The 22,285-nt window shown below is 50.3% G+C and carries 24 protein-coding genes and 1 pseudogene; 18 read left to right on the top strand and 7 right to left on the bottom strand.

Features of this window, described 5'->3' with window-relative positions; translation table 11 throughout:
• The 4 genes from MR847_RS06445 to serS all read right to left on the bottom strand — a co-directional run bounded on the left by MR847_RS06445 (position 1) and on the right by serS (position 4,416).
• A complete protein-coding gene (locus MR847_RS06445; protein WP_287723270.1) occupies positions 1–594 on the bottom strand; it encodes a DUF1007 family protein in 594 nt (197 codons plus the stop codon).
• A 48-nt stretch (positions 595–642) separates the two neighbouring features.
• Entirely contained in the window at positions 643–1,989 is a 1,347-nt protein-coding gene (locus MR847_RS06440) for a GntR family transcriptional regulator (RefSeq protein ID WP_287723269.1), read from the bottom strand.
• Positions 1,990–1,997: 8 nt separating this feature from the next.
• Positions 1,998–2,918: a glycoside hydrolase family 16 protein gene (locus tag MR847_RS06435; protein WP_407718855.1), complete on the bottom strand. Its 921-nt coding sequence runs from the start codon at positions 2,916–2,918 to the stop codon at positions 1,998–2,000.
• A gap of 211 nt (positions 2,919–3,129) precedes the next feature.
• Complete coding sequence (gene serS / locus MR847_RS06430; RefSeq protein ID WP_100424809.1) at positions 3,130–4,416, bottom strand: serine--tRNA ligase; 1,287 nt, start codon at positions 4,414–4,416, stop codon at positions 3,130–3,132.
• Between the two features lie 62 nt (positions 4,417–4,478).
• On the opposite strand from serS, the gene MR847_RS06425 reads away from it, so the two are divergent.
• Positions 4,479–4,976, top strand: a complete 498-nt coding sequence (locus MR847_RS06425; RefSeq protein ID WP_100424808.1) for an LptE family protein — start codon at positions 4,479–4,481, stop codon at positions 4,974–4,976.
• A gap of 2 nt (positions 4,977–4,978) precedes the next feature.
• Here the strand turns inward: MR847_RS06425 and metF are convergent, their stop codons facing one another.
• The 3 genes from metF to dnaA are packed head-to-tail and all read right to left on the bottom strand — an operon-like array spanning position 4,979 to position 8,313.
• Complete coding sequence (metF, locus tag MR847_RS06420) at positions 4,979–5,866, bottom strand: methylenetetrahydrofolate reductase [NAD(P)H] (protein WP_100424807.1); 888 nt, start codon at positions 5,864–5,866, stop codon at positions 4,979–4,981.
• Positions 5,867–5,870: 4 nt separating this feature from the next.
• The gene (locus MR847_RS06415) at positions 5,871–7,007 is read right to left on the bottom strand and encodes an NAD(P)-dependent oxidoreductase (protein WP_287723267.1); all 1,137 of its coding nucleotides are present in this window, start codon (positions 7,005–7,007) and stop codon (positions 5,871–5,873) included.
• 4 nt (positions 7,008–7,011) lie between these two features.
• Positions 7,012–8,313: a chromosomal replication initiator protein DnaA gene (gene dnaA, locus MR847_RS06410; protein WP_100424805.1), complete on the bottom strand. Its 1,302-nt coding sequence runs from the start codon at positions 8,311–8,313 to the stop codon at positions 7,012–7,014.
• Between dnaA and MR847_RS06405 the strand changes: the two genes are divergently transcribed.
• The 17 genes and pseudogenes from MR847_RS06405 to MR847_RS06325 form a co-directional block, all read left to right on the top strand.
• The gene (locus MR847_RS06405) at positions 8,312–8,914 is read left to right on the top strand and encodes a hypothetical protein (protein WP_287723266.1); all 603 of its coding nucleotides are present in this window, start codon (positions 8,312–8,314) and stop codon (positions 8,912–8,914) included. The genes dnaA and MR847_RS06405 overlap by 2 nt on opposite strands.
• Positions 8,901–9,965: a squalene/phytoene synthase family protein gene (locus MR847_RS06400; protein WP_287723265.1), complete on the top strand. Its 1,065-nt coding sequence runs from the start codon at positions 8,901–8,903 to the stop codon at positions 9,963–9,965. The genes MR847_RS06405 and MR847_RS06400 overlap by 14 nt, the downstream gene beginning before the upstream one ends.
• Positions 9,962–10,546, top strand: coding sequence for a signal peptidase II (lspA, locus tag MR847_RS06395; protein WP_100424802.1), 585 nt, complete (start codon positions 9,962–9,964; stop codon positions 10,544–10,546). Before MR847_RS06400 ends, lspA begins: the two co-directional genes overlap by 4 nt.
• Positions 10,512–11,825, top strand: coding sequence for an RluA family pseudouridine synthase (locus MR847_RS06390; protein WP_287723264.1), 1,314 nt, complete (start codon positions 10,512–10,514; stop codon positions 11,823–11,825). Before lspA ends, MR847_RS06390 begins: the two co-directional genes overlap by 35 nt.
• A gap of 2 nt (positions 11,826–11,827) precedes the next feature.
• Positions 11,828–13,222 carry a UDP-N-acetylmuramate--L-alanine ligase gene (locus MR847_RS06385; protein ID WP_287723263.1) on the top strand — a complete coding sequence of 465 codons (1,395 nt, stop codon included), beginning with the start codon at positions 11,828–11,830 and terminating at the stop codon, positions 13,220–13,222.
• Entirely contained in the window at positions 13,219–13,443 is a 225-nt protein-coding gene (gene xseB / locus MR847_RS06380) for an exodeoxyribonuclease VII small subunit (RefSeq protein WP_287723262.1), read from the top strand. The genes MR847_RS06385 and xseB overlap by 4 nt, the downstream gene beginning before the upstream one ends.
• A gap of 1 nt (position 13,444) precedes the next feature.
• The gene (locus MR847_RS06375) at positions 13,445–14,311 is read left to right on the top strand and encodes an ATP-binding cassette domain-containing protein (RefSeq protein WP_287723261.1); all 867 of its coding nucleotides are present in this window, start codon (positions 13,445–13,447) and stop codon (positions 14,309–14,311) included.
• Positions 14,308–15,498: a class I SAM-dependent RNA methyltransferase gene (locus MR847_RS06370; protein ID WP_287723260.1), complete on the top strand. Its 1,191-nt coding sequence runs from the start codon at positions 14,308–14,310 to the stop codon at positions 15,496–15,498. Before MR847_RS06375 ends, MR847_RS06370 begins: the two co-directional genes overlap by 4 nt.
• A gap of 34 nt (positions 15,499–15,532) precedes the next feature.
• Positions 15,533–16,090 (top strand): porin family protein, encoded by a 558-nt coding sequence (locus tag MR847_RS06365; protein WP_146139541.1) that lies wholly within the window; start codon positions 15,533–15,535, stop codon positions 16,088–16,090.
• 15 nt (positions 16,091–16,105) lie between these two features.
• Positions 16,106–16,558: a hypothetical protein gene (locus MR847_RS06360; RefSeq protein WP_100424795.1), complete on the top strand. Its 453-nt coding sequence runs from the start codon at positions 16,106–16,108 to the stop codon at positions 16,556–16,558.
• On the top strand, positions 16,555–17,463 hold the full coding sequence (locus MR847_RS06355) for a hypothetical protein (protein WP_287723259.1): 909 nt from the start codon (positions 16,555–16,557) through the stop codon (positions 17,461–17,463). The genes MR847_RS06360 and MR847_RS06355 overlap by 4 nt, the downstream gene beginning before the upstream one ends.
• A complete protein-coding gene (locus MR847_RS06350) occupies positions 17,460–17,924 on the top strand; it encodes a hypothetical protein (RefSeq protein WP_287723258.1) in 465 nt (154 codons plus the stop codon). The genes MR847_RS06355 and MR847_RS06350 overlap by 4 nt, the downstream gene beginning before the upstream one ends.
• 2 nt (positions 17,925–17,926) lie before the next feature.
• A complete protein-coding gene (murI, locus tag MR847_RS06345; protein WP_106520272.1) occupies positions 17,927–18,736 on the top strand; it encodes a glutamate racemase in 810 nt (269 codons plus the stop codon).
• Positions 18,737–18,820: 84 nt separating this feature from the next.
• On the top strand, positions 18,821–19,498 hold the full coding sequence (locus MR847_RS06340) for a hypothetical protein (RefSeq protein WP_100424791.1): 678 nt from the start codon (positions 18,821–18,823) through the stop codon (positions 19,496–19,498).
• 81 nt (positions 19,499–19,579) lie between these two features.
• Entirely contained in the window at positions 19,580–20,938 is a 1,359-nt protein-coding gene (gene argA, locus MR847_RS06335) for an amino-acid N-acetyltransferase (protein WP_100424790.1), read from the top strand.
• Positions 20,939–21,883, top strand: a complete 945-nt coding sequence (locus MR847_RS06330; RefSeq protein WP_277000093.1) for a type II asparaginase — start codon at positions 20,939–20,941, stop codon at positions 21,881–21,883.
• Between the two features lie 99 nt (positions 21,884–21,982).
• A pseudogene (locus MR847_RS06325) lies at positions 21,983–22,144 on the top strand (DDE-type integrase/transposase/recombinase); the annotation flags it as partial.
• Positions 22,145–22,285 lie beyond the last annotated feature (141 nt).

Here is a 22,285-nt window from a genome sequence, read left to right as displayed (position 1 = left end):
TCACTGTGCTTTTTGATATCGAACATAAAGCCCCTTTACTGTGCCAGAAAAATTCTTGAACTGAGTAAGATCGTCGAGGGCGTCCATAAAATATTCCACTGCCATCGCATCGGGAGCATGAACTTCGCTCTGTTCCATATCGACGGTAATCAAGATGTAATTTGTCGGATCGGTTACGGCTAAAACGAGCATTGTGTAATCATCGGGATTGCTTGGAATGTGGAACGTGTTCAAAAATTCCACCACGAGCTTTCCTTCTTTGGTGACCGATGCTTTTAAGTTTTTGCTTTCTTTGGGAGAGAAAAAGTGGGTACCGTCGCCGATGTAATTGAAACGGCTGTATTCAGTCGCCGCGTCGACGATCTGATTTTTGTAAAGCTGAAGTTCGTCTGTTTCAAAAGTGCCGTTCCCGTTTGCATCGGCTGCGGCAATCATCGCCTGGCTGTAGATCAGGTCGAATTCCCAGCGGTTCTGCACGCCGACGAATTCGTTTTCGTCAAAAATAAGGTCTACTCTTGCATGGATGAAAACGTGCGGATGCGAAAAGGCAATTCCGACAAAAACACAAAAAATGCAAAAAAGAGACTTGAACACGCCATAAATATACCCTAAAAAGGAAAATGCGTAGGCTATTTTTATGCTTTATTTTTCGACGATTTTCCCCGAAATTTCACGCAGATGGGGACTTTTGAACGGATCGTTCTTGCCGAGTTCCAAATGGTAGAACATCTGGGCTGCAAGAGCTTCCGTGTTGAAATCGAACGAATCCAAGCGCAACAGGTAGCTTTCGACAGAGTTGTCGAATCCCACCATATAAGGCGTCTTGGCTAAAACCTTTTCTTCTTCCAGTTCAAGCAAAAGCCCAGCGGTTTCGTCGTTTACGGTGACCCAAGGAATTTCAGGAGAGGCTTCGCTCACCAAGGAACGGAGAATTTCTTTTTCGTGATTCTTTGCTCGCAAATCAATCGTGTGCTTGGGACCGTTATCCTTTTCGAGTTCTCGAAAATCCCAAGGACTCGCATATTTTCCATCGACATGCGGAATTACTTCGAGACCGCTTTCTTCAAGGCCTTTTAAACGATCCCTGGACCAGGTGCTCGCATGGTACGGGGAAATGTATTCGATTTTTTGAATGCCTTTTTGCAAAAGATATTTGCCGACCGTTTTGCCGGGGTTCTTACCGAAGGTGGAATTGAAAAAGGCCCAGCCTTCTTTTTTCAAGAAAGATTTTGGCAAATCTAACGCGGCGTGTTCCCACCAGATTGAAATCGGAAAGTTCGCGTTTTGCAGTTGACTTAAAATGCGGAAAGGCTTTTGCATCAAAAGCGTTGAAACGATTGCGCCGACCACATTCGGATATTCGGAAATCTGCTTCGTGTTTCCGTTGCGGTCAAAGAACTGTTCCGTTTCTTCGTTAAAGCCGAGCAGTCGCAGGTTTAAATTCTTTTCGGCACCAGTGCGGTACACGAATTTCAAAAAATCCATTTCACGTTCGCTGACCGGGCTATAGGCACCCCATTCGGTTGAACGTGTAATAAAAAGGATTTCCGTTTCGGAACGTTCATCCTGCTTCGGGAAGAAGTAGCGACTCTTGCCCTCGCGTTCGAGCATTCCTTTTTGCTGAATGTCTTTTAAGAATTGGCGCATGCGCGTAATCGATACGCGGTAGCGCAAGGCGAGTTCTTTTTGAGAAGGTAAAGCGCCTTGCAGGGAAAAATAACCGGAGCGGACGTCGGCAAAGAATTTTTCCGAAAGTTCGTTCTGGGCGGAAGGCTTGAGCGGTGGAAGTTCCACCGCTTTCCGCTTTCCCCAAAAGCATCCCTTGCCCGGATCTGTGTAAATGAATCCGCGGTTTGCAAGTTCGCGCAACGCGCTTTGTACTGTACCCGAAGCCGTGTGTAGGTACTGCATCAGCTGACGGACGGATGGAAGTTTGTCTCCATCAGCATGCGGACTGTTTAACAGGGCTTCGATAACAGTATTCTTCATGGGAACCTTTAGCGCTTCTTTTCGCCTTTGTAACGACCGATCAAGTCAAAGGTGCTCAGGTATTCCGGGTAGCTAGCACCGACGCTCTTCACGGATTTGCTCTTGCGGATAGCAGTATTGTCGGTGTCTACCGGAACGACTCCTGTAAAGCCTTCTTGGCCTGCCTTGGTAAGGCTCAAGATCAAGGTGCCGTCTTTCACGGTTACATTGTCCGGGCTCATCGTTACGCGGTTCTTGTCGAAGGTCCAGTTGCCTGCGCCCCAGCGGGAATCGTCGAAGGTGTCGAAGTCATCCGTCCAGGCGAGAGTGAAGTCCGAGCCGTTTTCGCCAGCGCCCGGTGTGTAGGTGTAAACCTTCACCCAGTTGATGTACTGATGGACAGGAAGAATGGCGTCGTTCCATTCACCGACCCAGCTGGTCACTTCCGAAGACCACAGGTTAAAGCGGAGGCCCTGTTCGCGGATCAAGGCTGCAACCTGATTCTTGGTGTCGTTCGAATCGGTCATCGTTTTACGGACCTGCACGCCATCGATAAACCAAGCGACGTAATTCGGAGTCCATTCCATTCCGTAGGTGTGGTAGCCTTCGTTGGCGTTGCCCGGAAGATCGTGATGCTTTTCGCTCGTAATCTGCTTGGCGGCATTACCGGTGATGATGTTGGACTGGAACTTGTTCGGAACCTTGCCGAGAATTTCGATGTCCACTTCTACCCACGGTTCCGGATCTCCCATGTAGGAGTCGTTATGGTACAAGAACATCGAGCTGACGAGGCCTGAGCCCGTAGCCATCATCATGCGGGCTTCGTACTTGCCGTACATCTGAGTTTCGTTGGTGAAAAGTTCGGCTCCGGAATAATCCTTGTCTTGAGCGACTGCTGTAGAAGAAAGAAGTCCGAGTCCGAGCATAAAGAGAACCTTTTTGAATTTCATGGTGATACCCTCATTGTTGTTATGAATAAAGTAGATATCAAATCGAAAAGTACTCCTGAGCGCTATTTTGAATATATAAAAAACTGTATCAAGTGTGTTAAGTTTATCAGACAAAATCATGCAGAATGCGTATAAATGAAGTGGTCGGTAGTCAAAAAGGCCCCGCATTTGCGGAGCCTTCCCAAATTTGGATTTTGAAGCGGGACTATGGTTAGGCTTTTGGTTCGATAACCTCAAGCCCGCCCATGTACGGACGGAGAACTTCCGGAATGACGAGAGAACCGTCTTTCTGCTGATAGTTGTCGCAGATGCCGACCATCACGCGCGGAGTTGCAAGGCCCGAACCGTTCAACGTGTGCACGTAAACGTTCTTCCCGTCGATCTTTGTCTTGATGTTTGCACGGCGAGCCTGGAAGTCTTCAAAGTTCGAGCAGGAACTGACTTCGAGCCACTTGTTTTCGACCGGAGCGAACACTTCCAAGTCATAGCACTTGGCTGCACCGAAGCCGAGGTCGCCCTTGCAAAGAGCCAGGCGGTGGAACGGGAGTTTGAGCTTTTCGAGAAGCTTTTCACCGAACTGGGTGAGTTCTTCGTGCATTTCGTAGCTATTGTCCGGACGGGAGAAGAACACCATTTCGACTTTGTTGAACTGGTGCAAGCGGAGAAGACCGCGGGTGTCCTTACCGTAGGAACCTGCTTCACGGCGGAAGCAAGCGGAATACCCGCAGATGCGCTTCGGAAGTTCGTTTGCTGGAATCACTTCGTTTGCATAGAGGTTCGTGAGCGGAACTTCTGCAGTCGGAATGAGGAACAGGTCGTCGTCCTTGTCGCAGCGGTACATGTCTTCTTCGAACTTCGGAAGCTGGCTCGTGCCGCGCATGGAAGTGCGGTTTACGAGATACGGCGGGGTGATTTCTTCAAAGCCGTTCTTCTGGTGTTCATCGAGGAACCATTGGATCAATGCGCGTTCGAGGCGAGAGCCGAGACCGCGGTAAACCGGGAAACCGTTGCCGGAAATCTTTGCGCCGCGTTCGAAGTCAAAAATGCCAAGACGTTCGCCCAGGGTCTTGTGATCGACCGGGGTGAAGTCGCGATTCTTGGAGTAGTAGTCAAACGGAAGCGGACCTTCTTTTTCCACAGTGTTGTCGCTCGAATCCTTGCCTTCCGGGGAACGCGGAGCGATGTTCGGGACGTGCATGAGCATTTCGGTCTGCTTAAAGGCGAGATCCTTGAGCTTCTTGTCGAGTTCGTCGATCTTGTCGCCGAGATCGCGCATGGCTTTCACGGCTTCATCGGCGTTTTCACCCTTCTTTTTGAGTTCGCCAATCTTCTTGGATTCCGCATTGCGTTCGCTCTTCAGCTTTTCGACTTCGGTCAGGAGCGGGCGACGCACTTCGTCGATGGCCAAGACGTCCTTGATGTCGACGGTCGTGTACTTCTTGTTGGTTTCTTCACGATAGTAATCCGGATTTTCACGGATCTTACGAATATCAAGCATGGGATGCCTCTTTAAAGTTTGGTACGGGCAAAATCTAGTATTTAGAATTTATCTTTGGAAACATGAATCGTTTGAAACTCCTCTTTTTCACGTTGCTTCCCCTGCTCGCCTTGTGCGGTTGCTACAGCTTTACCGCAAGTACACTCCCGAGCCATATCCGGACGGTGCAGATTCATGAAGTGGATAACAAGACTTTGGATCCGGTCCTTGCGAATACGCTCCGGGACAGCGTCGAAAAACTTTTCCGAAAAAACGCAGGCAGTGTTCGCCTGGTGAATTCCGAAGCCGATGCGGACTTTCAACTCACCCTGTTAAGTTATACGAACAAACCAGAAAACTTCACCAGCGGTTCCGAAGTCGAAACGTACCGCGTCACGATGAAGGTAAACGTTCGCTTTTATGACAACGTGGCAGAAAAGATGATTTACAAGGGCGACAACCTTTCCGCCGACGGAACCTATGACGTTCTGCAAAACGAAACGGAAGACCGCCACGGTCAGGCGCGCGCCATCGAAAAACTACAGGATCTGATCATTGCCAATGCCTTGGCGAAGTGGTAAGTCTAGACAAAGTTCTTGCCGAGGATTGCAGAAACGTTCTTCAAAATTCCTTCAGCCACATCGGGCTTGTTCATCGAATAGACGTGAACATTCGTAATGCCGTTTGCGTAAAGGTCAATAATCTGATCGCTTGCGTAAATGATGCCTGCCTGCTTCATCGCATCCGGATCGCTGCCGAACTTGTCCACAAGAGACTTAAAACGTTGCGGCATAAAGGATCCGGAAAGCTTGATCGCACGTTCCACCTGGTTCGCGTTCGTGATCGGCATAATGCCCGGAAGAACAGGGCAGGTCACGCCCGCTTCACGAAGCTTGTAGAGGAAGCTGAAGAAGAGGTTGTTGTCAAAGATCATCTGCGTCGTTAAAAAGTCCGCGCCAGCGTCGACCTTTTCCTTCAAGTGCTGAATGTCTTCGCGCTGGTTGGCACTTTCTGGGTGCTTTTCCGGGTAGCAGGCCGCGCCAATGCAAAAGTCCGCATCGCTGGCCTTGAGTTCATGAATGAGTTCAATCGCATGATGGTAGTCGCATTTTTCGCGATTGTTTTCAATCAGCTCCGGGGTCAAGTCGCCACGGAGAGCCATCACGTTTTTGATGCCTGCCGCCTTCATGTCGGCAATGCGTTGCTTCACGGTTTCCTTGCTGCTCGAAACGCAGGTCAGGTGCGCAAGCATCGATACGTTGAATTTAGTCTTCAGGTTCTTGGCGATTTCCAAAGTGTACTGGCTAACGCCACCGCCTGCGCCATAGGTCACGCTCATAAAAGAAGGGCCTAGAGCGGCGATCGATTCCGTTGCCGATTTGACGCTTTCAAAGCTAGTCGCCTTTTTTGGCGGGAAAACTTCAAAAGAAAGGCTCATTTTGTTTTTTTTGAGAATGTCGATAATCTTCATGCTCTTAAGTCTCTTTGAATCCCATCATTTCGGCAATTTCAGCCCCGATGATGCCATTTTGCATGGTGATGCCCAAAAGTTTTTGTTCGATTTCTGCCGGTGGATTGCGAAGGCCCTTGCTGTTTTCGTCTTCCGCGTCGATCACGCCATCGCGTTCCAAAACCAGGCGCTCGCCGAGTGCCGCATGCAGCGCAAGGGATGCGTCTATGTACTTCAAATGCGTAGGCTCTTCTAGGCTAAAGTTCAACGCGAGCTTTTTGTTCAGAACGCGTTCTTCCGGAAAGTCTTCGCTGAATTCATCTTCGACGCCCATGTTTGCAAGGACAGCTTTTGTGTTTGCCAAGGCGCTTTGCAACGCTTCGCTTGCGAGGGCGTCCTTCATACCGGTCGCTGTCACGACAAAGTCCGCGTCTAGAATCCGCTGGGAAACCTTTGCCGAGTCGTTCTTGTCCACGACTTCGATGCCGTTCGCTTCCAAGGTCAAGATGAAATCGTTCGAAGTATTGCGACGGCTGGTGTCCGTAACCGTCACCACTTCTGCGCCACGGCTTAAACCCTGCAGGGCGATTCCGCAGCCGACTTTACCGCTTCCGAAAACGACGAACTTCTTCTTTTCAAAATTCGAATAGCCGGCCTTTTCAAGACCGCGGAAATAACCGTCGCCAGTGCCAAGGGAAGTCTCTATCCGCTTAATAATGCCGCTGTCGGCAATGAAAACGGGGAAATCGACATCTTCGTAATAGGGAACGCCTGTCTTTGTCAGTTCCACAAATCCGATTCTCGGATGGCAGGCGGAAAACTGTCCAGCGCAGTCGAGGATCAGATCGAAATAATCATCTTCCTGTTCCATGTCCAGAACCATTTCGGGCGAAAGAACGGGAATTTCACTTTCCTGTAAAAGTTCCACGATTTCGACGTCGCACGGTACGACGGTACCTTCGACAGTACGGCCCGCATAAAGATCGGCTCCGCCTGCAATCAAAGCCTCGTACTGGACCAGACTGTTTCGGAAGATCGGTGTTGCGACTAGAACCTTGAGTCCTTCAAAAGGACGGGTTTCTTCCCATTCTTCGGCAAGAGCCGCTAAAGCGGGATACTCGTTTGAGTCGTAATGTTCCTGGATTAGGTCTTCGAAAAGCATTTTTTTAGTGGATGTTAGCCTTTAAGGTTTCGACCACACGCGAGAACGTTGCGTCTTCCCTCATTTCGTTTTCAATGGTTTTAATCGCGTGCATGACCGTGGAATGGTCGCGGTTGCCAAAACGCATGCCGACGCTCTTTAAGCTGAGGGTCGTGAGCGTTTTCATCAGGTACATGGCGACCTGGCGAGCGTGGGCGACCTCCTTTGTACCGCGGCCCGCTTCCAAAAGCTTGTCTTCCGGAACTTCAAAGTATTGCGAAACGGCGTGAATCACGGATTCGATTCCGACGCGACGCTTGATGTTCGGGATAATGTCTGCGACGACCTGGCGGGCGAGCGAAATGCTGATGTCCTGCTTCAAAAGGCTCGACTGCATCGCAAGGCGAACGATCGCCGCTTCGAGCGGTCGCACACTGCCTTCGATGTTTTCAGCGAGGTAGGCGAACACGTCGTCGGAAATGTCTAGGTGGCTGTTGATCGCCTTTTTGCGGAGAATGGCTTCGCGCGTTTCGAGCGCCGGCGGCTGAATGTCGACGGTGAGGCCCGAAGAAAAACGGCTCACGAGGCGGTCGGAAAGACTCTTGACTTCGGCTGCTGGGGCGTCGGAGGTCAGAACGATTTGCTTGCCCGCCTGGTGCAACGTGTTGAAAATGTGGAAGAATTCGTTCTGGGTTTCGGTCGAACCGCTCCAGTTTTGAATGTCGTCAATCAACAAGACGTCCACATCATTGCGGTAGAAGGAAGACCATTCGTTCGTGTTACCGTTTCGAATGCTTTCCGTGTATTCGCGCTGGAAGTCGTTTGCCGGGATGTAACGGACGACCTTGCCCGTCGCATTGCCCAGAATGTAATTGCCAATCGCCTGCAAAAGGTGCGTTTTGCCAAGACCCGAAGCTCCGTAGATGAACAGCGGATTGTACTTGCTGTGATCCGGATTTTCGGCAACGGCAAAGGCTGCGCTAAAGGCGAGTTTCGACTTGTCGCCGACTACAAAGTTTTCGAAGCTGAATTCTTCCGCGAGTTTAATCGATTGGCAAAATTCGTTTGTCGGGGTCGAAACGGAAGGGTTGGCTTCTGGGTGCTGAAATTCAAATTCAAGATGCTGGCCGGTCGCTTCCTGCCAGCTCATTTCCAAAAGGACTTTATACGGCAAATACGCCTTCACATCCTTGCCCGCAGGGAACAGGACGGAGACACGGCGATCGGTTACATTCGAAAGCTCCAAATTCGCAAATAAATCATTGTAGACGGCATCAGAAATCTTGCCGTGCAAAAGTTCCAAACATTTCTCAAGTTGCGGATTCATGCTCTATAATTTAACTATTATTGCGAATATGATGGATTACATCTGCTCTGTCGGGGCGTTCTTTTGGCTGCCCCCCATTTTCTGGGTCACACTGTTCTTGTGGGCCCGCTTTTTGGCTTACCCGGTTGCGCTCAAACGTCGAATTCGCATGGGAAAAAACTGGTGCTACGTCCCCGAGTGGTGGTCCAAAAAGCCACTTTTAAGACTCGGAACTTTGTTCTTTTTGGTGATTTTAGGCGTTTTGGCGGCGTTTTCGTCGGCAGCGAGCCTTTTCTCGCTCTTCCCTTCGGTTCCGTACTGGTTCGTATTTATGTTCCTCGCCTTCCTGATAGTGGTCAAGCCCCTGACGGAATTTGCGATGAATGGCATTTACCGCTTGCAGGTCAATGCGTATTTTTTGGAATATAAAAAGCAGAGCGAATACTACAGCAAGCTCGGACGTCCGCTTTCGGAAGATGACCTTAACGGCCACACGGCTTGGGCTTTCCGCAACGCGATGAAGAAGGCGGAATCCGAAAAGCAACTGCTCAAGTATTTGCGAGAAAGATCTAAAATGGAAATCGCCGCGGAAAAGGAAAAATCTGCTTATGAGCAAGCTTAACGCGACAGAAATCAAGAACGCGTTCCAGTATGCCGACAAGATGCTTTTGCTCGTGTCGCGTACTTTTGCGCTGAATATCAACCGCCTTTCTGGAAACCTGCGCAAGTCGGTGCTTCTCGCTTACCTGTATCTGCGCATTGCGGATACGGTCGAAGACGATGCGAATCTTCCCAAAGGCGACAAGCTTCGCCTTCTCGGACTCTTCTCTGCGATCTTTGCGAAAGACGCCGATGTGGACTCTGCGACGGAAGCCTTTGTGAAGGCTCTCCCAGAATATTTCAAAAATTCCGATGATCCAAATTACGACCTTTGCCTGCATTCCCAGACGGTCGTTCCGCTGCTCTGGACTTTGGACAAGGAATATGTGCAGCCGGTCTGTGACACGGTCGTCGAAATGTGCGAAGGCATGGCAAGTTCCATTCAGCAGATGAGCGCATCGCTTGAAAAGGGATGGTTTACCCTCGAAACGATGTCGGACCTTTCGCGCTATTGCTATTACGTTGCAGGAATCGTCGGTAAACTTTTGACCAAAGTTTTTGCCGCCAAAAACTCGGCGATTACCGAAGAAAAACTTTATAAGCTCCAGACCTATGACGTGAGCTTTGGACTTGCTTTGCAGCTCACGAACATCATCAAGGACGTGCGTGAAGATTCCGAACGCAAGGTTTGCTTTGTTCCGGAAATGATCTGCCACTGTCACGGTTTTGAAAGTTCCCCGGCGATGTTTGCCCCGAATGCAGACCGCAAGGCGCGTGCTTCGGTCATGAAAGAACTCGTCGGCGAAGCCTGGAAGCATTTGTCGGATGCAATCGAATACACGGTGACGCTTCCGCGTCGCAATCCGCAGATTCGACTCTTCTGCCTTTGGCCGCTTTTTATGGCGGCCAAGAACCTTTCGATCATGGGCGACTGCTCGCATCTTTTCGATAAGGATCACAAGGTCAAGATTACCCGTGACGACGTAAAGGATATCATCAAGTCAACGACGCTTCACTTCTATTCCAATTCCTGGATCAGGAAGTCTTTCGAAGCTTTGAGGGATGGTGTATGAGTGAACGTTTTCGTCTTTTGAAGTCGTGGAAGTTCCACCTTGCCTTTATTTTCGCATCCATCTTTGTCGATCAAGCGACAAAGATCTGGGCGGTGGCGTATCTCGAAGCAAGCGAAGATTTTCCGACCGGAAGAATCGTGCCGGTAATCGGCGACTTGCTGCAATTCCGTTTGGCGTATAACTTTGGCGCCGCGTTCAGCAGCCGTCCGCAGGATCTTTTGCCGTTCCTCTCTCCGACAGTTTTCTTTTTGGTCATTTCCCTTGTCGCCGTCGTGGTGCTGTTCAGCTTTTACCGTTCGGTCAAGCAGGGCGATTTTTTGGTGCGCACGGGAATTGCGATGATTCTTTCCGGGGCGCTTGGAAATTTGGCAGACCGCGTCCGCATCGGTAAGGTGGTGGACTTTATCGACTGCGATTTCCCGGATTTTATTATGCAGCGTTGGCCCACGTTCAATTTTGCCGATTGCTGTGTTACGGTCGGTGTGGCTCTGGTCCTTATTTCCCCGGTAATCTATAAATGGATTGCGTATAATCCAGCAGGTTCGAATGCAGAAGAAAACAACGAAGAATCCCTCTCCTGAGTTTCCTAAGTTTGTCATTTCCGAAAAGGATGTCGGGGAACGCTTAGACAAGTTCCTTCAGGCAAAGCTGAAGGACTATTCCCGCACGGATGTCCAAAAGCTCATCACGGAAGGTCACGTCGTCGCGGGCGGTTCTGTCGCCAAAAAGAATTTGCGATTGACCGAAGGCATGCTCGTTGCCCTCGACGCTCTTCCGCAAAAGGAAGCCTCAGAACTGAAGCCGGAAAAGATGAAGCTGAACATCGTCTATGAAGATGACGATGTGGCTGTGATTTTTAAGCCGCGCGGCGTTGTGGTGCACCCGGGTGCAGGCGCCCTTTCGGGAACTCTCGCCGCTGGACTTCTGTACCACTTTAAGGATAAGCTTTCGACCGTGAACGGTCCGCTCCGTCCGGGGATTGTTCACCGTCTGGACAAGGATACGCCGGGCCTAATGGTTGTCGCCAAGAACGACAAGGCGCACCGGAGTCTCGCTAAACAACTCGAAACGAGAACGCTTCACCGTAAGTATGAAGCTTTGATTTGGGGACATCCGCGCGATCTTTCTGGAGAAATCGAATTGCCGGTGGGACGCGATCCCAAGTCTCGCGTGCGCATGGCGGTTGTCCGCGATGGAAAGTATGCAAAGACGCGTTACAAGGCAAAGGAATTCTTTGCGATTGCGACGCTCATGGAATATGAACTGGATACGGGCCGTACTCACCAGATTCGTGTACATTCCCGTTATACAGGACATCCGATTGTGGGCGACCCCATTTATGAAGGCCGAGAAGCTTCGTTGCACCGCATTCCGCCGCTTTACCACGATACTGCGGAAGAACTTTTGAAAATCGCTCCGGCGCAGCTTTTGCAGGCGGTCGAAATCATGTTCGTGCATCCGAAAACGCGTAAGAAGATGACGTTCTCCGTCCCGCTTGAAAAGCCTTTCGAAAAGGCTATAAAGTTCCTTGAAAAGGAATGCCTGCAGAAGGCTCCGACGTTCGATGAAGATTCGAGCTTCCGCGACTTCGACGAATCGGAAATCAACCATCCGTATTTGGAAGAAGAACCAATCGAAGAAGAGGAATACGAAGAAGAACCGGTCAAGGAACGTTTGACGCGAGCCGAACGCTTGGCGATGAAAAAGGAACGCATCAAAAAACGTAAGGCGATCGAAGCGGAAAAGCGCGAAAAGAAAGCTAAGCGCGAAGCCGAAAAACGTGGCGAAGTCTATGTGAAAAAAGCCTCGGATACGGTGACTGGATACGAACCGACAATTGACCCTGCGTATTTGGAATAAAGATGAAACTTTCTCAAGATCAGTCGTTCTTTTTTGTAGGCGTTGCGGGCTCTGGCATGAGCGCGATCGCTCAATATTTGGCGGGCAAAGGTTTTGCCGTTTCCGGTTCGGACCGTAAATTTTCGAGCGCCGATGGCGACAAGGTTCGCGCTCAGCTCGAAGCGGAAGGCGTCAAGTGCTTTCCTCAAGATGGCTCTGGCGTGACCGCAGGCTTGACGGCGATAGTCGTCAGCACGGCCATTGAAGAATCCAACCCGGATTTAAAACGGGCACTCGAACTGAACGTTCCCCGTATGCATCGCAGCGAAATGCTCGCCAAAATTTCGGAAAGCACCAAAACGATCTGCGTCAGCGGTACGAGCGGTAAAAGCACCGTGACCGGCATGATTTGGCATATTCTGAATGACGCAAAGCTTTCGCCTTCGATTCTTTCGGGCGCGGGTCTTGTGACGCTCGAAAAGCAAGGCAAGATCGGAAACGGCGTCGCGGGCACAGGCGAATGGCTTGTCGCCGAAGCCGATGAAAGCGATGGAACTCTTGTCCGCTATTCTCCAGAAATCGGCGTGATTTTGAACATTGGAAAGGACCACAAGGAAATTTCCGAGTTGCAAAAAATTTTTGCGGAATTTTCGCACAATGTGACGAGCAAAAATAAAACGCTCATTGTGAACGAAGCCGACGAGCTTGCCGAAGCTTACAGCGTTAATCACCTGGACGATTTCGGACTCGAAGCGAAAAGCGGAATTCAAGGCTCCGATTTTAGGCCGGAAGGCTACTCCATCACGTTCCGCGTGCATTACCGAGGAGAGCTTGTCAAGTTTAAGGTTCCACTGCCCGGACATCACAATATGATGAACGCTCTTGCGGCGATCGCCGTCGCGGTGCGCGTCGGCGTCCCACTTCGCAAGTGTGCGGATGCGCTCGAATCCTTCGAGGGCATCCATCGCCGCCATCAGATTCTTGGAACCTTTAACGGCGTGACCGTGGTCGATGACTTCGCCCACAATCCTGCGAAAATCGCAGCGAGCATTTCTGCTGCCCAAGACTTTACCGAGGGCCGCGTCATCGCCTACTTCCAGCCGCATGGATTTGGCCCGACCCGTTTTTTGCGTAACGATCTGGTCGCTTCGATTGCAGGCGCTCTCCGCAAACAGGACAGTGTTTTCTTCAGTGAAATTTATTACGCGGGCGGAACCGTGACCCGAGACATCTCTTCGGGAGATCTTGTAAACGATTTAACGGCAAAAAATGTCGATGCCCACTTTGTCGCAGACCGTTCTGCCTGTGGCGTCGAAATGGCCAAGTTTGCAAAACCCGGCGACACGATACTTGTGATGGGCGCTCGCGATCCGAGCCTTTCCGATTTTGCCAAAGAAGTTTCCAAGGAGCTTGCATGAGCGAACAAAATAACCGCTATCAGAACGCGATGAATCGCTTGGAAGAAATCCTTTCGAAAATCGACCAGAGCGATGTGAGCGTTGACGAGCTCGCAAGTCAGGTAGAAGAAGCGACCAAGCTTTTGCGCGAATGCAAGGCAATCCTTTCTGCTACCGAAAAGAATGTACAGAAGGCTCTTTCCGATTTGAACGAAGAAGCGGAAAAGGATTCCGAATCTTAAAATGAAAGAAGCTCTGCGTGTTGAGAAAATTTCCGTTTACTATCCCATGCGCAGTGGGGTATTTTCCCGTGTTTCCGATTATTTGAAAGCAGTCCAGAATGTTTCCTTCTCTTTGGCAGAAGGAGAAATTTTGGCGGTCATCGGGGAATCGGGCTGCGGAAAAAGTACGCTAGCGCAGGCTCTGGTGGGCCTTTTGCCGTGGCATTCCGGAACCTATTCCGTCTTCGGAAAAGAAGTCGACGTGAATTCGGCAAAAGCCTTTGCACAGGTGCGCAAGTCCGTGCAGATGGTCTTTCAAGATCCGTATTCCAGTTTGAATCCTCGTCAGACGATCGCGCAGATTTTAACGTATCCGTTGATCGCCCGTGGAACTTCCAAAAGCGAAGCCTTGGAAAAGGCGAAAAAGGAACTCGATCTCGTCGGGCTTCCAAACGATTCGCTGTCACGCTATCCGCATGAATTTTCGGGAGGCCAGCGTCAGCGCATAGGTATCGCCCGCGCTTTGATGGTCGATCCCAAGGTAATCATTGCGGACGAAGTCACAAGCGCTCTCGACGTCTCCGTTCAGGCTCAAGTCTTAAAATTGCTTGAAAAGCTTCGCCAGGAACTCGGCATTTCGATCATCTTTATTTCGCACGATCTTTTGACAGTACGTTCTTTTGCAGATAATGTCATTGTGATGTACAAGGGTCGTGAAGTCGAAAAAGGAGTTGCCTCGGAAGTCTTAAAAAATCCACAGCACGCTTACACCAAGGCCTTGATTGCAAGCGTTCCGACGTTGGATTTTGAACGCCCTCCGCAGGTTTTTACCGGTGATCCGAGCCTCTTCCTTGCCGCCGTGGAAACTCCGACGGAGTCTGCTTCATGAATTTTCGCCGTTCGCATAAACGGAACTTTTCTAAAGAGTCCGCACCTGCAGAAACGGTAACGCTTCGCATGGAACGCATGGCGCAAGGCGGTGACGCTTTGACCCATTTGCAAGATGGCCGAGTCTGCTTTGTTTCGGGCGCATTAACGGGCGAACTTGCCGAAGTCGTTCTTTCGCAGAACAAAAAGGATTTTGCCAAAGGCTTTGCCAAAAAGATTTTGGAGCCTTCGGAATTTCGCACAGAACCGCAGTGCCCATTTTACGGCAAGTGCGGTGGCTGCTCCATGGAGCATGCGACTTTTGAATTTCAGCTTGAAGCGTACCGCAAATCGATCGAAGAACTGTTCCGTCGTTTTGCCAAAACGGAACTCCCTGCAAGTTGGAAAATCCATTCTGGAAAGCCTTACGGCTACCGCAACCGGGCACGCCTTGTCCGCATCGGCAAAGGCTGGGGATTCCGTGAAACGCAAAGCCACAATGTGATTCCTGTTGCGCAGTGCAAAGTTCTAACGCCTGCGCTCAACAAGGCTCTTGCCGCAAACACATTCCCGAATGTGCCGGAACTTTCCGTTTTCGATAACGGCAACGGAAAAATCTCTTACTACTACAAAGGCATGTCGCCTGCGGAATTTGAAAAGTGCGCCATGAATTCCGTGCAAATCGGCGACGCCAAAATTTCGATGGATTCCGCTTGCTTCTTCCAGTCGAATTTAGAAGTTCTCCCGGAACTTGTGGAAACGGTCAAAAAGGCGGCGGGAACTGGGGAATATCTGATTGACCTTTTCAGCGGCGTCGGATTTTTTGCCACGGTCTTAAAAAAGAATTTCAAAAAGATCGTCACCGTGGAACGTGAAGGTAAGGCGCTTTTCCATGCGAACAAAAATGTACCCGAAGCGCACAATGTTTCTTCCCCTGCCGAAGACTGGCTCGCTCAAAATGATGCTTCGGGCGCAGACGTTCTGATTGTAGATCCGCCGCGCACAGGGCTTCCGAGTAGCGCCCTCGAAGCGATCGCCAAGGCGAATCCGAAAAAATGGATTTACATTTCTTGCGACCCGTCAACTCTTGCCCGGGACTTTAGACTGCTTTCTGAAAATTTTGGTTACAAAATTTTGAACGCAGAAGGCTTTGCCTTTTACCCGCAGACCCCGCATTTTGAAATGTTCCTCGAATTAAAGCGCGTGTAATTTTGTAATTTTCCCGTGTAACGAGGTAACGTGTATGCTTCAAAAGTGGATTCTAGGAATTATGCTCGCCACAGGCATTACCTTTGCCGCAGTCGGTTCGGAAGATAAGAATATGGCTGTCGGCGGATGGCTTCAGGGCGGGAACAGCGGTGAACATGCCGGCTTGGATTTGGAATTTCGCCATGGTGCAATGAACACGCTCGATCTTTACACGAGTTTTGAATTTAGCAAGCACGATAATTCCTTGGGTGTTTACCTGGGCTATTACTGGCATCTTTACGATGTGATTCCTCTACCGCAGCAGTACGGCCGTATGAGCCTTTATTTTGGTCCTGCAGCTGGTATGGGCTGGTGGCAATCGGATCTTTTTGATGAACTCGGCAATGAGTATGATTCGGAATCCGGTTTGGCGTTCCGCGCGGGTATCGTGGGCGGCTGGGGCTGGGAATTCCCGAAGCCGGTCCCTCTGGAATTTTACATCGAACTCAATCCGGTCGGAGAATATCACTACATGTGGTATGATGACGATCATAAATCCGATTGGCAACTGCCGGACTTTTATGTGCGCTTCGGCTTGCGCTTCTGGTTTTAAATCATAGGGGAAACAATGAAAAAACTTCAACTATTACTGGCTTTCGCTGCAGGTTTGATTCTTGCGGCTTGTTCTTCGGAACCGATGTCGATTGTGACGGGTAAGGATTTTATTTCGAACCGTGCTGTCGTCGTGGACACGGGCAGTGTCTTCCACAGTTCCGATCCGTTCGTGATGCAGTTCCGCTACGGCAAGAACTTTGACTTTTCGAAAATCAAGTGGGAAGTCTTGAGTGCGGACGGCAAGCAGATTTCTTCCAAAACGAGCAAGGTGAATGCAAAGGAAGGTTCCTATACGATTCTCGTTTCTTCGGCTCGTAAGGGAGGCATTGCCAATGCGGCAGAAATCTTTAGAGCGAAAGAAGGAAACTTTAAGGTTCGATTTATCAATGCCGATTCGGATGCGCTCCTCCTCGAAAAGCAGATTCGCGTCGTGCTCAACAGCGAAAAAATTGACGGAGAAGAATGAAGTACAGCATCCACGCTTTAGCGGCTCTTTCCTTGATGGCTTGTTCCTCGGAAGTTGAAGTGAATTACAAGCTCTCGGAAACGGTTCCTGTAGAACTTTATGTCGAAAGTATTTATTCCACGTTTGACTTAACAGGCGTAGAACGCGTTGGAACGATTACCGCCGACTACGTTCATCTGGACTATTCGCAGAATGGCGACACCACGGTCATCCGTCGCAGCTTCGAAATCGACAATTCCCGCGGCTACCTCAAAAATTCGCACCCGGCGGAACTCCAGTGGAGGCTTCCGGTAGTCGAAACGAAAGGCGTGGACCTTCGCACGGTGAGCATCCAAGGCTTTGACGAATTCGACTCCCTGCTCTACCGCATTCCGATGCCGCAGCGTTGGCGCAACCAGCTTTTGAACCCGGACTACATCAAGCACTTGGAACGTCAGGAACGCCACCGCTACGAAATGACGCATCTGCTCAAAGGCCCGGTTCCCACCAAGGGAAACATCACAAAGATTCTCGAAGAACGCGGACGTCTCAAGTTCGGCTTAATCCAGATCGACTCCGTGGTCACGAGCGGCTTCCAGACTTTAGACAAGCGCGAATGTTTGAACTACACGGTGTACATCAAGGAAAAGGAAAATTTCCCGTACTACATCTGGGAACAGCACGTGAATAGCAAGATAGGCACCGAAAAGTTCCAGGCTTACAACAAGGGGCTTTCGGCGGAATATGAAACGGCTTACCGTGTCGCGATCGATCCGACAAACGGCATTCCTTGCCAGGAACAGGAAATCAAGCATGGCGTGCATACGATGGTGAACGCAAAGACCGGTGACACGGCGACGTTCCGCAGCAGCACAGGCCTTGAACGCCTTTATACGTACGGTGCAACGACTCCGGTGGAAAAATGAGAACGTCCCTTGTACCATTCTTTTTTGTAGGCACGTTCGCCCTGTTTTCCGCTTGCTCGGGCACCAAGTCCGCGCAGCAGACGATGGCCGAAGACCGTGCCTACATGTACAAGGAAGCTTATTCCGCTTACATCGCCGCCGAAAACAAGTATCTGAATCTGCTCTTTAACATCGAGCGCATGCCCGAAGAAGAAGAGCTTTGGATTATGAAGCGCGACCAGATGCGTGAACTTGAACAGCTCCGCGATATCATGTTGCAAACGCGCGGGGAACTCGACGAGTCCATTCAGGACTGGGAAAAGTACCTGAGCGAACTTCAAAAGGAAGTCGCAAAGATGAACGCTCCGTCCAAGGCGCGTTTTCGCAATCAAGATGACCTTCGCACTTCGCCGGGAGAGCTCTTGCCGGGAGAATTCGCCAAGGATTCTATTCGCAAGGTGCAGTCCCGCATGCGGAGGTAAACATGATCGGAGTCTTCGATTCGGGATTTGGCGGTCTCACGATTCTTCACGAACTGCGCAAGGCGCTTCCGGAATACGACTTTACGTACCTGGGCGATAACGCTCGCGCCCCATACGGTTCCCGCACCTTTGAAACCATTTATCGTTACACGCTCGAAGCGGTCAAGGCTCTTTTTAACCGCGGATGTCCGCTCGTGATCCTCGCCTGCAACACGGCTTCGGCACGGGCGCTCAGAACCATCCAGCAGCACGACCTGCCCAAAATCGCCCCGAGCAACCGCGTCCTCGGCATCATTCGTCCTACCGCCGAAGAGGCAGGTTCTTTTTCTAAAACGGGCCATTTGGGCGTCCTCGGAACGGCGGGAACGGTCATTTCAGGGAGCTATCCGCTCGAAATCGGGCACTTTTTTCCTCAGTTGAAGGTGACCCAGCAGGCGTGCCCTTTGTGGGCGACCCTCGTCGAAAACGGAGAAATCGAGAGCGAGGGAACCCGTTTTTTTGTCAAGCGGGACATTGAACGTCTGCTTTTAAAAGATCCTGAAATCGACGCTATTTTGCTCGCCTGTACCCATTATCCGTTGCTCTTGCCGGTCATTCAGTCGGTCGTTCCGCAAGGGGTTCGGGTGGTGTCCCAGGGTGAAATTGTTGCTCAAAAAACCAAAGAATACCTCAAAAGACATCCGGAAATCGAAAAAAGGCTCACTCGACAGGGAAAAGTGGAGTTTTTGACGACCGATACGCCTGAATTTTTTAGCCGAGGAGCGATATTTTTCGGCGAAAAAGATGTTTTTGCAAAAAATTTGTCTTTTTAACCTATAATTTTATATCTTGCTGTTGAAAAACGAACCACCCTTGGTCCGCTTTTAATTCTTTTACTCTGAGGAAAGGACGAATTTATGCCGCAAATTCAAATTAATTTAACCGGCTGGCAAGGCTTCCGTGGTAAGAACACGGGTAGTTTGCTCTATGTGGAAACCAGCCGCTTGTCCGTTGTCCCGGTCCGTGACCAGTTGAATGAAAACGAAAAGGGTTCTTTTTCGGAACCGAACTACGAAACTTCTACCTACGGCTTCATGTCTTGCTGCAACGTCAAGCAGATCAACAAGATCGTTCAGACGAACAAGAGCCGCTACATCCTCTTCGGCACCCGCTATGAAGGCGGCGATGCAGATTATAAAGACAAGTACCTGATCATGGGCTACATGAAGATCATGAATACGAAGGATGTTCGTTCCCGTCATATTCAGAACTACATGGCTACCCCGGGTGCAGAAGAACCGGAATGCATGACTCTCGAAAAGAACATCGCGGTCCAGGGCCCGATGCACTTTGTGTCTCTTCAGGACAGCTACATTCTGACGGATGAGCGTATCAAGGAATGGGGTTACAAGGGTCACGCGAATCGCCAGCTCAAGACGGTCTTTAACGAAGAACACACGAAGATCATTTTGGATCACTTGGATTCCCGAGACGACAAGATCGACGAATACATCGCAACCGTCGAAGAATTCAAGAAGGCTCTCGCCGCCCAGCAGGCAGCAGAAGCCGCTTCGGAAGAAGCCCCGCAGGCTTAATCTTCGATAAAAGCTTTACAAAAACCCGCCTAATGGCGGGTTCTTGTTTTAAAGGCAAAGTGGAAAAATTATATTAGTCGTATGAACAATGGTATTGAACATCTGAATGTGCAGAATATCGAAGTCGCCGGATTTATTCGCGAAGTCTTCGGTTACATTACCCGTTTCAAGGGTCAGCTCTTCATTTTGAAAATCGAAGACAGCCTGATGGATCATCCGCTGTTCCCCGTGCTGATTCGAGATATTACGCTTTTGCACAAGATCGGTGTCAAAATCTTGATTGTTCCCGGTACGCGTAAGAGCATTGACCGTCAGCTCAAGGCTTGGGAAATTTCTTCGGAATTTCATAATGGTGTACGCCTCACGAATGAAGAAGCTTTGCCGCTTGTGGAACAGGCTTCTTTGGGTGCTGCCCAGCGCATTATGAGCCATTTAACGGCCGGTGGTTGCCACGGTATGCAGGGCAACTGGGTTGCCGCGCGCAGCATGGGTATTATCGACGGTGTGGACTACATGCGCACTGGTCGCATTGAGCGCATCGAAAAGAATATCATTGAACACATTCTTTCGGAAGACTACATTCCCATTATTCCGCCGATCGGCTGGAACAAGATCGGTCACGCGTATAATATTTCGAGTACCGAACTTGCGATGGAACTTTGCAAATATTTGACGGTGGGAAAGCTCTTTTTCATTGGCAGTGAAAATGGCATTTGTGCAGACGGCCTTACGACCGGAAAGAATACCAAGTATTTGGACGTGACCGCAAGCGGTGTGATTTCGGCTTTGGATATTGAACAGGCTCAGGAAATTCTGGACCTGAATCCGGAAAAGCTCACGTACACCCAGGTTGATTATTTGAAGAATGCGATTTGCGCTTGCAAGGCGGGAGCAAACCGAGTGCATTTGGTGAGCGGTGAAACGCAGGGCAGCGTTCTGCAGGAAGTCTTCTCGAGCCGCGGTGACGGTACCATGGTGTACGCGAATCAGTATTCGAGTATTCGTCCGGCAACGATCGATGACATTCCGGATATTCTGCGTATTATGCAGGATTACATTACCAAGGGTTACTTGATTCCGAGAACGCAGGAATCGATTTCCGACAAGTTGCAGGATTACGTGGTGTACGCGATAGACAACGCCATTCACGGTAGCGGCGCTTTGCATCCTTTCGAAGACAATACGGCAGAAGTCGCGGCGATTGCCGTGGCGGCAAACTACCGCAAGTCGGGTGTCGGCGCGGCGATTGTGCGTCACCTTGTGGCGACAGCCCGTATGCGTGGTTATCGCATGGTCTTTTTGCTCACGACGCAGGCTCTCGACTGGTTCTACCAACTGGGCTTTAGGGACGGTACTCTCGAAGACTTGCCAAAGACCAAGCGCGACCATTACAATCATAAACGGAATTCAAGAATTTTGATTATGCCGTTTGGAAAGTAAATGGCGTCTAAAATCCGAATCATTGCGACGGGCGGAACGATCGCCGGAAAATCGTCGGGAAACGGCTACGAAGCGGGGAAAACTTCGATCGAAGATATTCTTGCGGCTGTTTCCGGTTTAAAAGAAATTGCTTCGCTTGAATATGAGCAGTTTTGCAACATCGGTTCGCAAGATATGGATGAATCCATTTGGCTTGCGCTTTCTAAACGCGTGGATGAAGTTCTCGCGTTAGAAGACGTGGACGGTGTGGTGATCACTCACGGCACCGATACGATGGAAGAGACCGCGTTCTTTTTGAATCTGACCGTGCACAGCCCAAAGCCGATTGTCCTTGTCGGATCCATGCGCCCTTCGGATGCCGTGGATGCGGATGGCCCTGCGAATTTGCTTGTGGCAGTGAAGTCGGCGGTAAGCGCAACGAATGCGGGTCGCGAAGTTTTGCTTTGCCTCGGTCAAAAAATTTTTGAAGCGAGCGAAGCTTTTAAAAAAGACAGCCACGCGCTTGACGCTTTGGATGCGGTAAAAACGGACTTTCGCGTGCCACACGGTTTAAGCGCAGGATTTGACGTGCGAAAACTTTTGGAACTTCCGCGCGTGGGAATCGTTTACGGCTACGGCGGAGCTTCTACGCTCCCGATGCAGGCATTTATCGATGCTCATTACGACGGCATTGTGCTTGCGGGCGTTGGCGGGGGAAACCTTTATGGCGCTGTGCAACAGCTGGCTGAAAAAGCGGTAAAGCAGGGAATTTTGATGGTGCGTTCTACACGGTGTCCTTACGGCGGCGTTTACACGGAAGGCGGTGAAGTCGAAGATTTAAAATTCGGCTTCATAGCGGCAGGTTCTTTGAACCCGCAAAAGGCGCGCATTTTACTGATGCTCTCTTTGACGGTGACTCGCGACATAGAAAAAATCCGACAGTTTTTTAAGCGTCCGATTGTTTGATGGTTGAATTTCTTGCGATTTAAGCCGGTCGGCAGCCGCGAAAGCATCTCCGAAACATCCAAGCGCACCCGCATGACCGTGCCCAATGCGATGCACCGTAAGTTTCCCTACCTGCTTCGGGGCGTGAAGGTTACGCTCGTGAACCAGGTGTGGAGTACCGACATTACCTACATCCGGCTCAAGCACGGGTTCGTGTACCTGAGCGCGGTTATTGACTGGTACAGCCGCCGGATGCTTGCCTCGAGGCTGTCGAACTCGCTGTCGATGGATGGCAAGGGCCGCTCGCAGGAACTCATCTCTTGACAACCACACCCTCGGAGATATATTTTAACCATGTGGCCCTGAAGTCGGTCGCATAAGGAAAAAGTTCAATGAAGAAACCAGCTTTTTCTGTCGGAAAAA

It is taken from the genome of Hallerella sp. (genome assembly GCF_022776125.1).
Classification (GTDB): domain Bacteria; phylum Fibrobacterota; class Fibrobacteria; order Fibrobacterales; family Fibrobacteraceae; genus Hallerella; species Hallerella succinigenes.
This window is presented reverse-complemented; position numbering and strand designations above follow the sequence as displayed.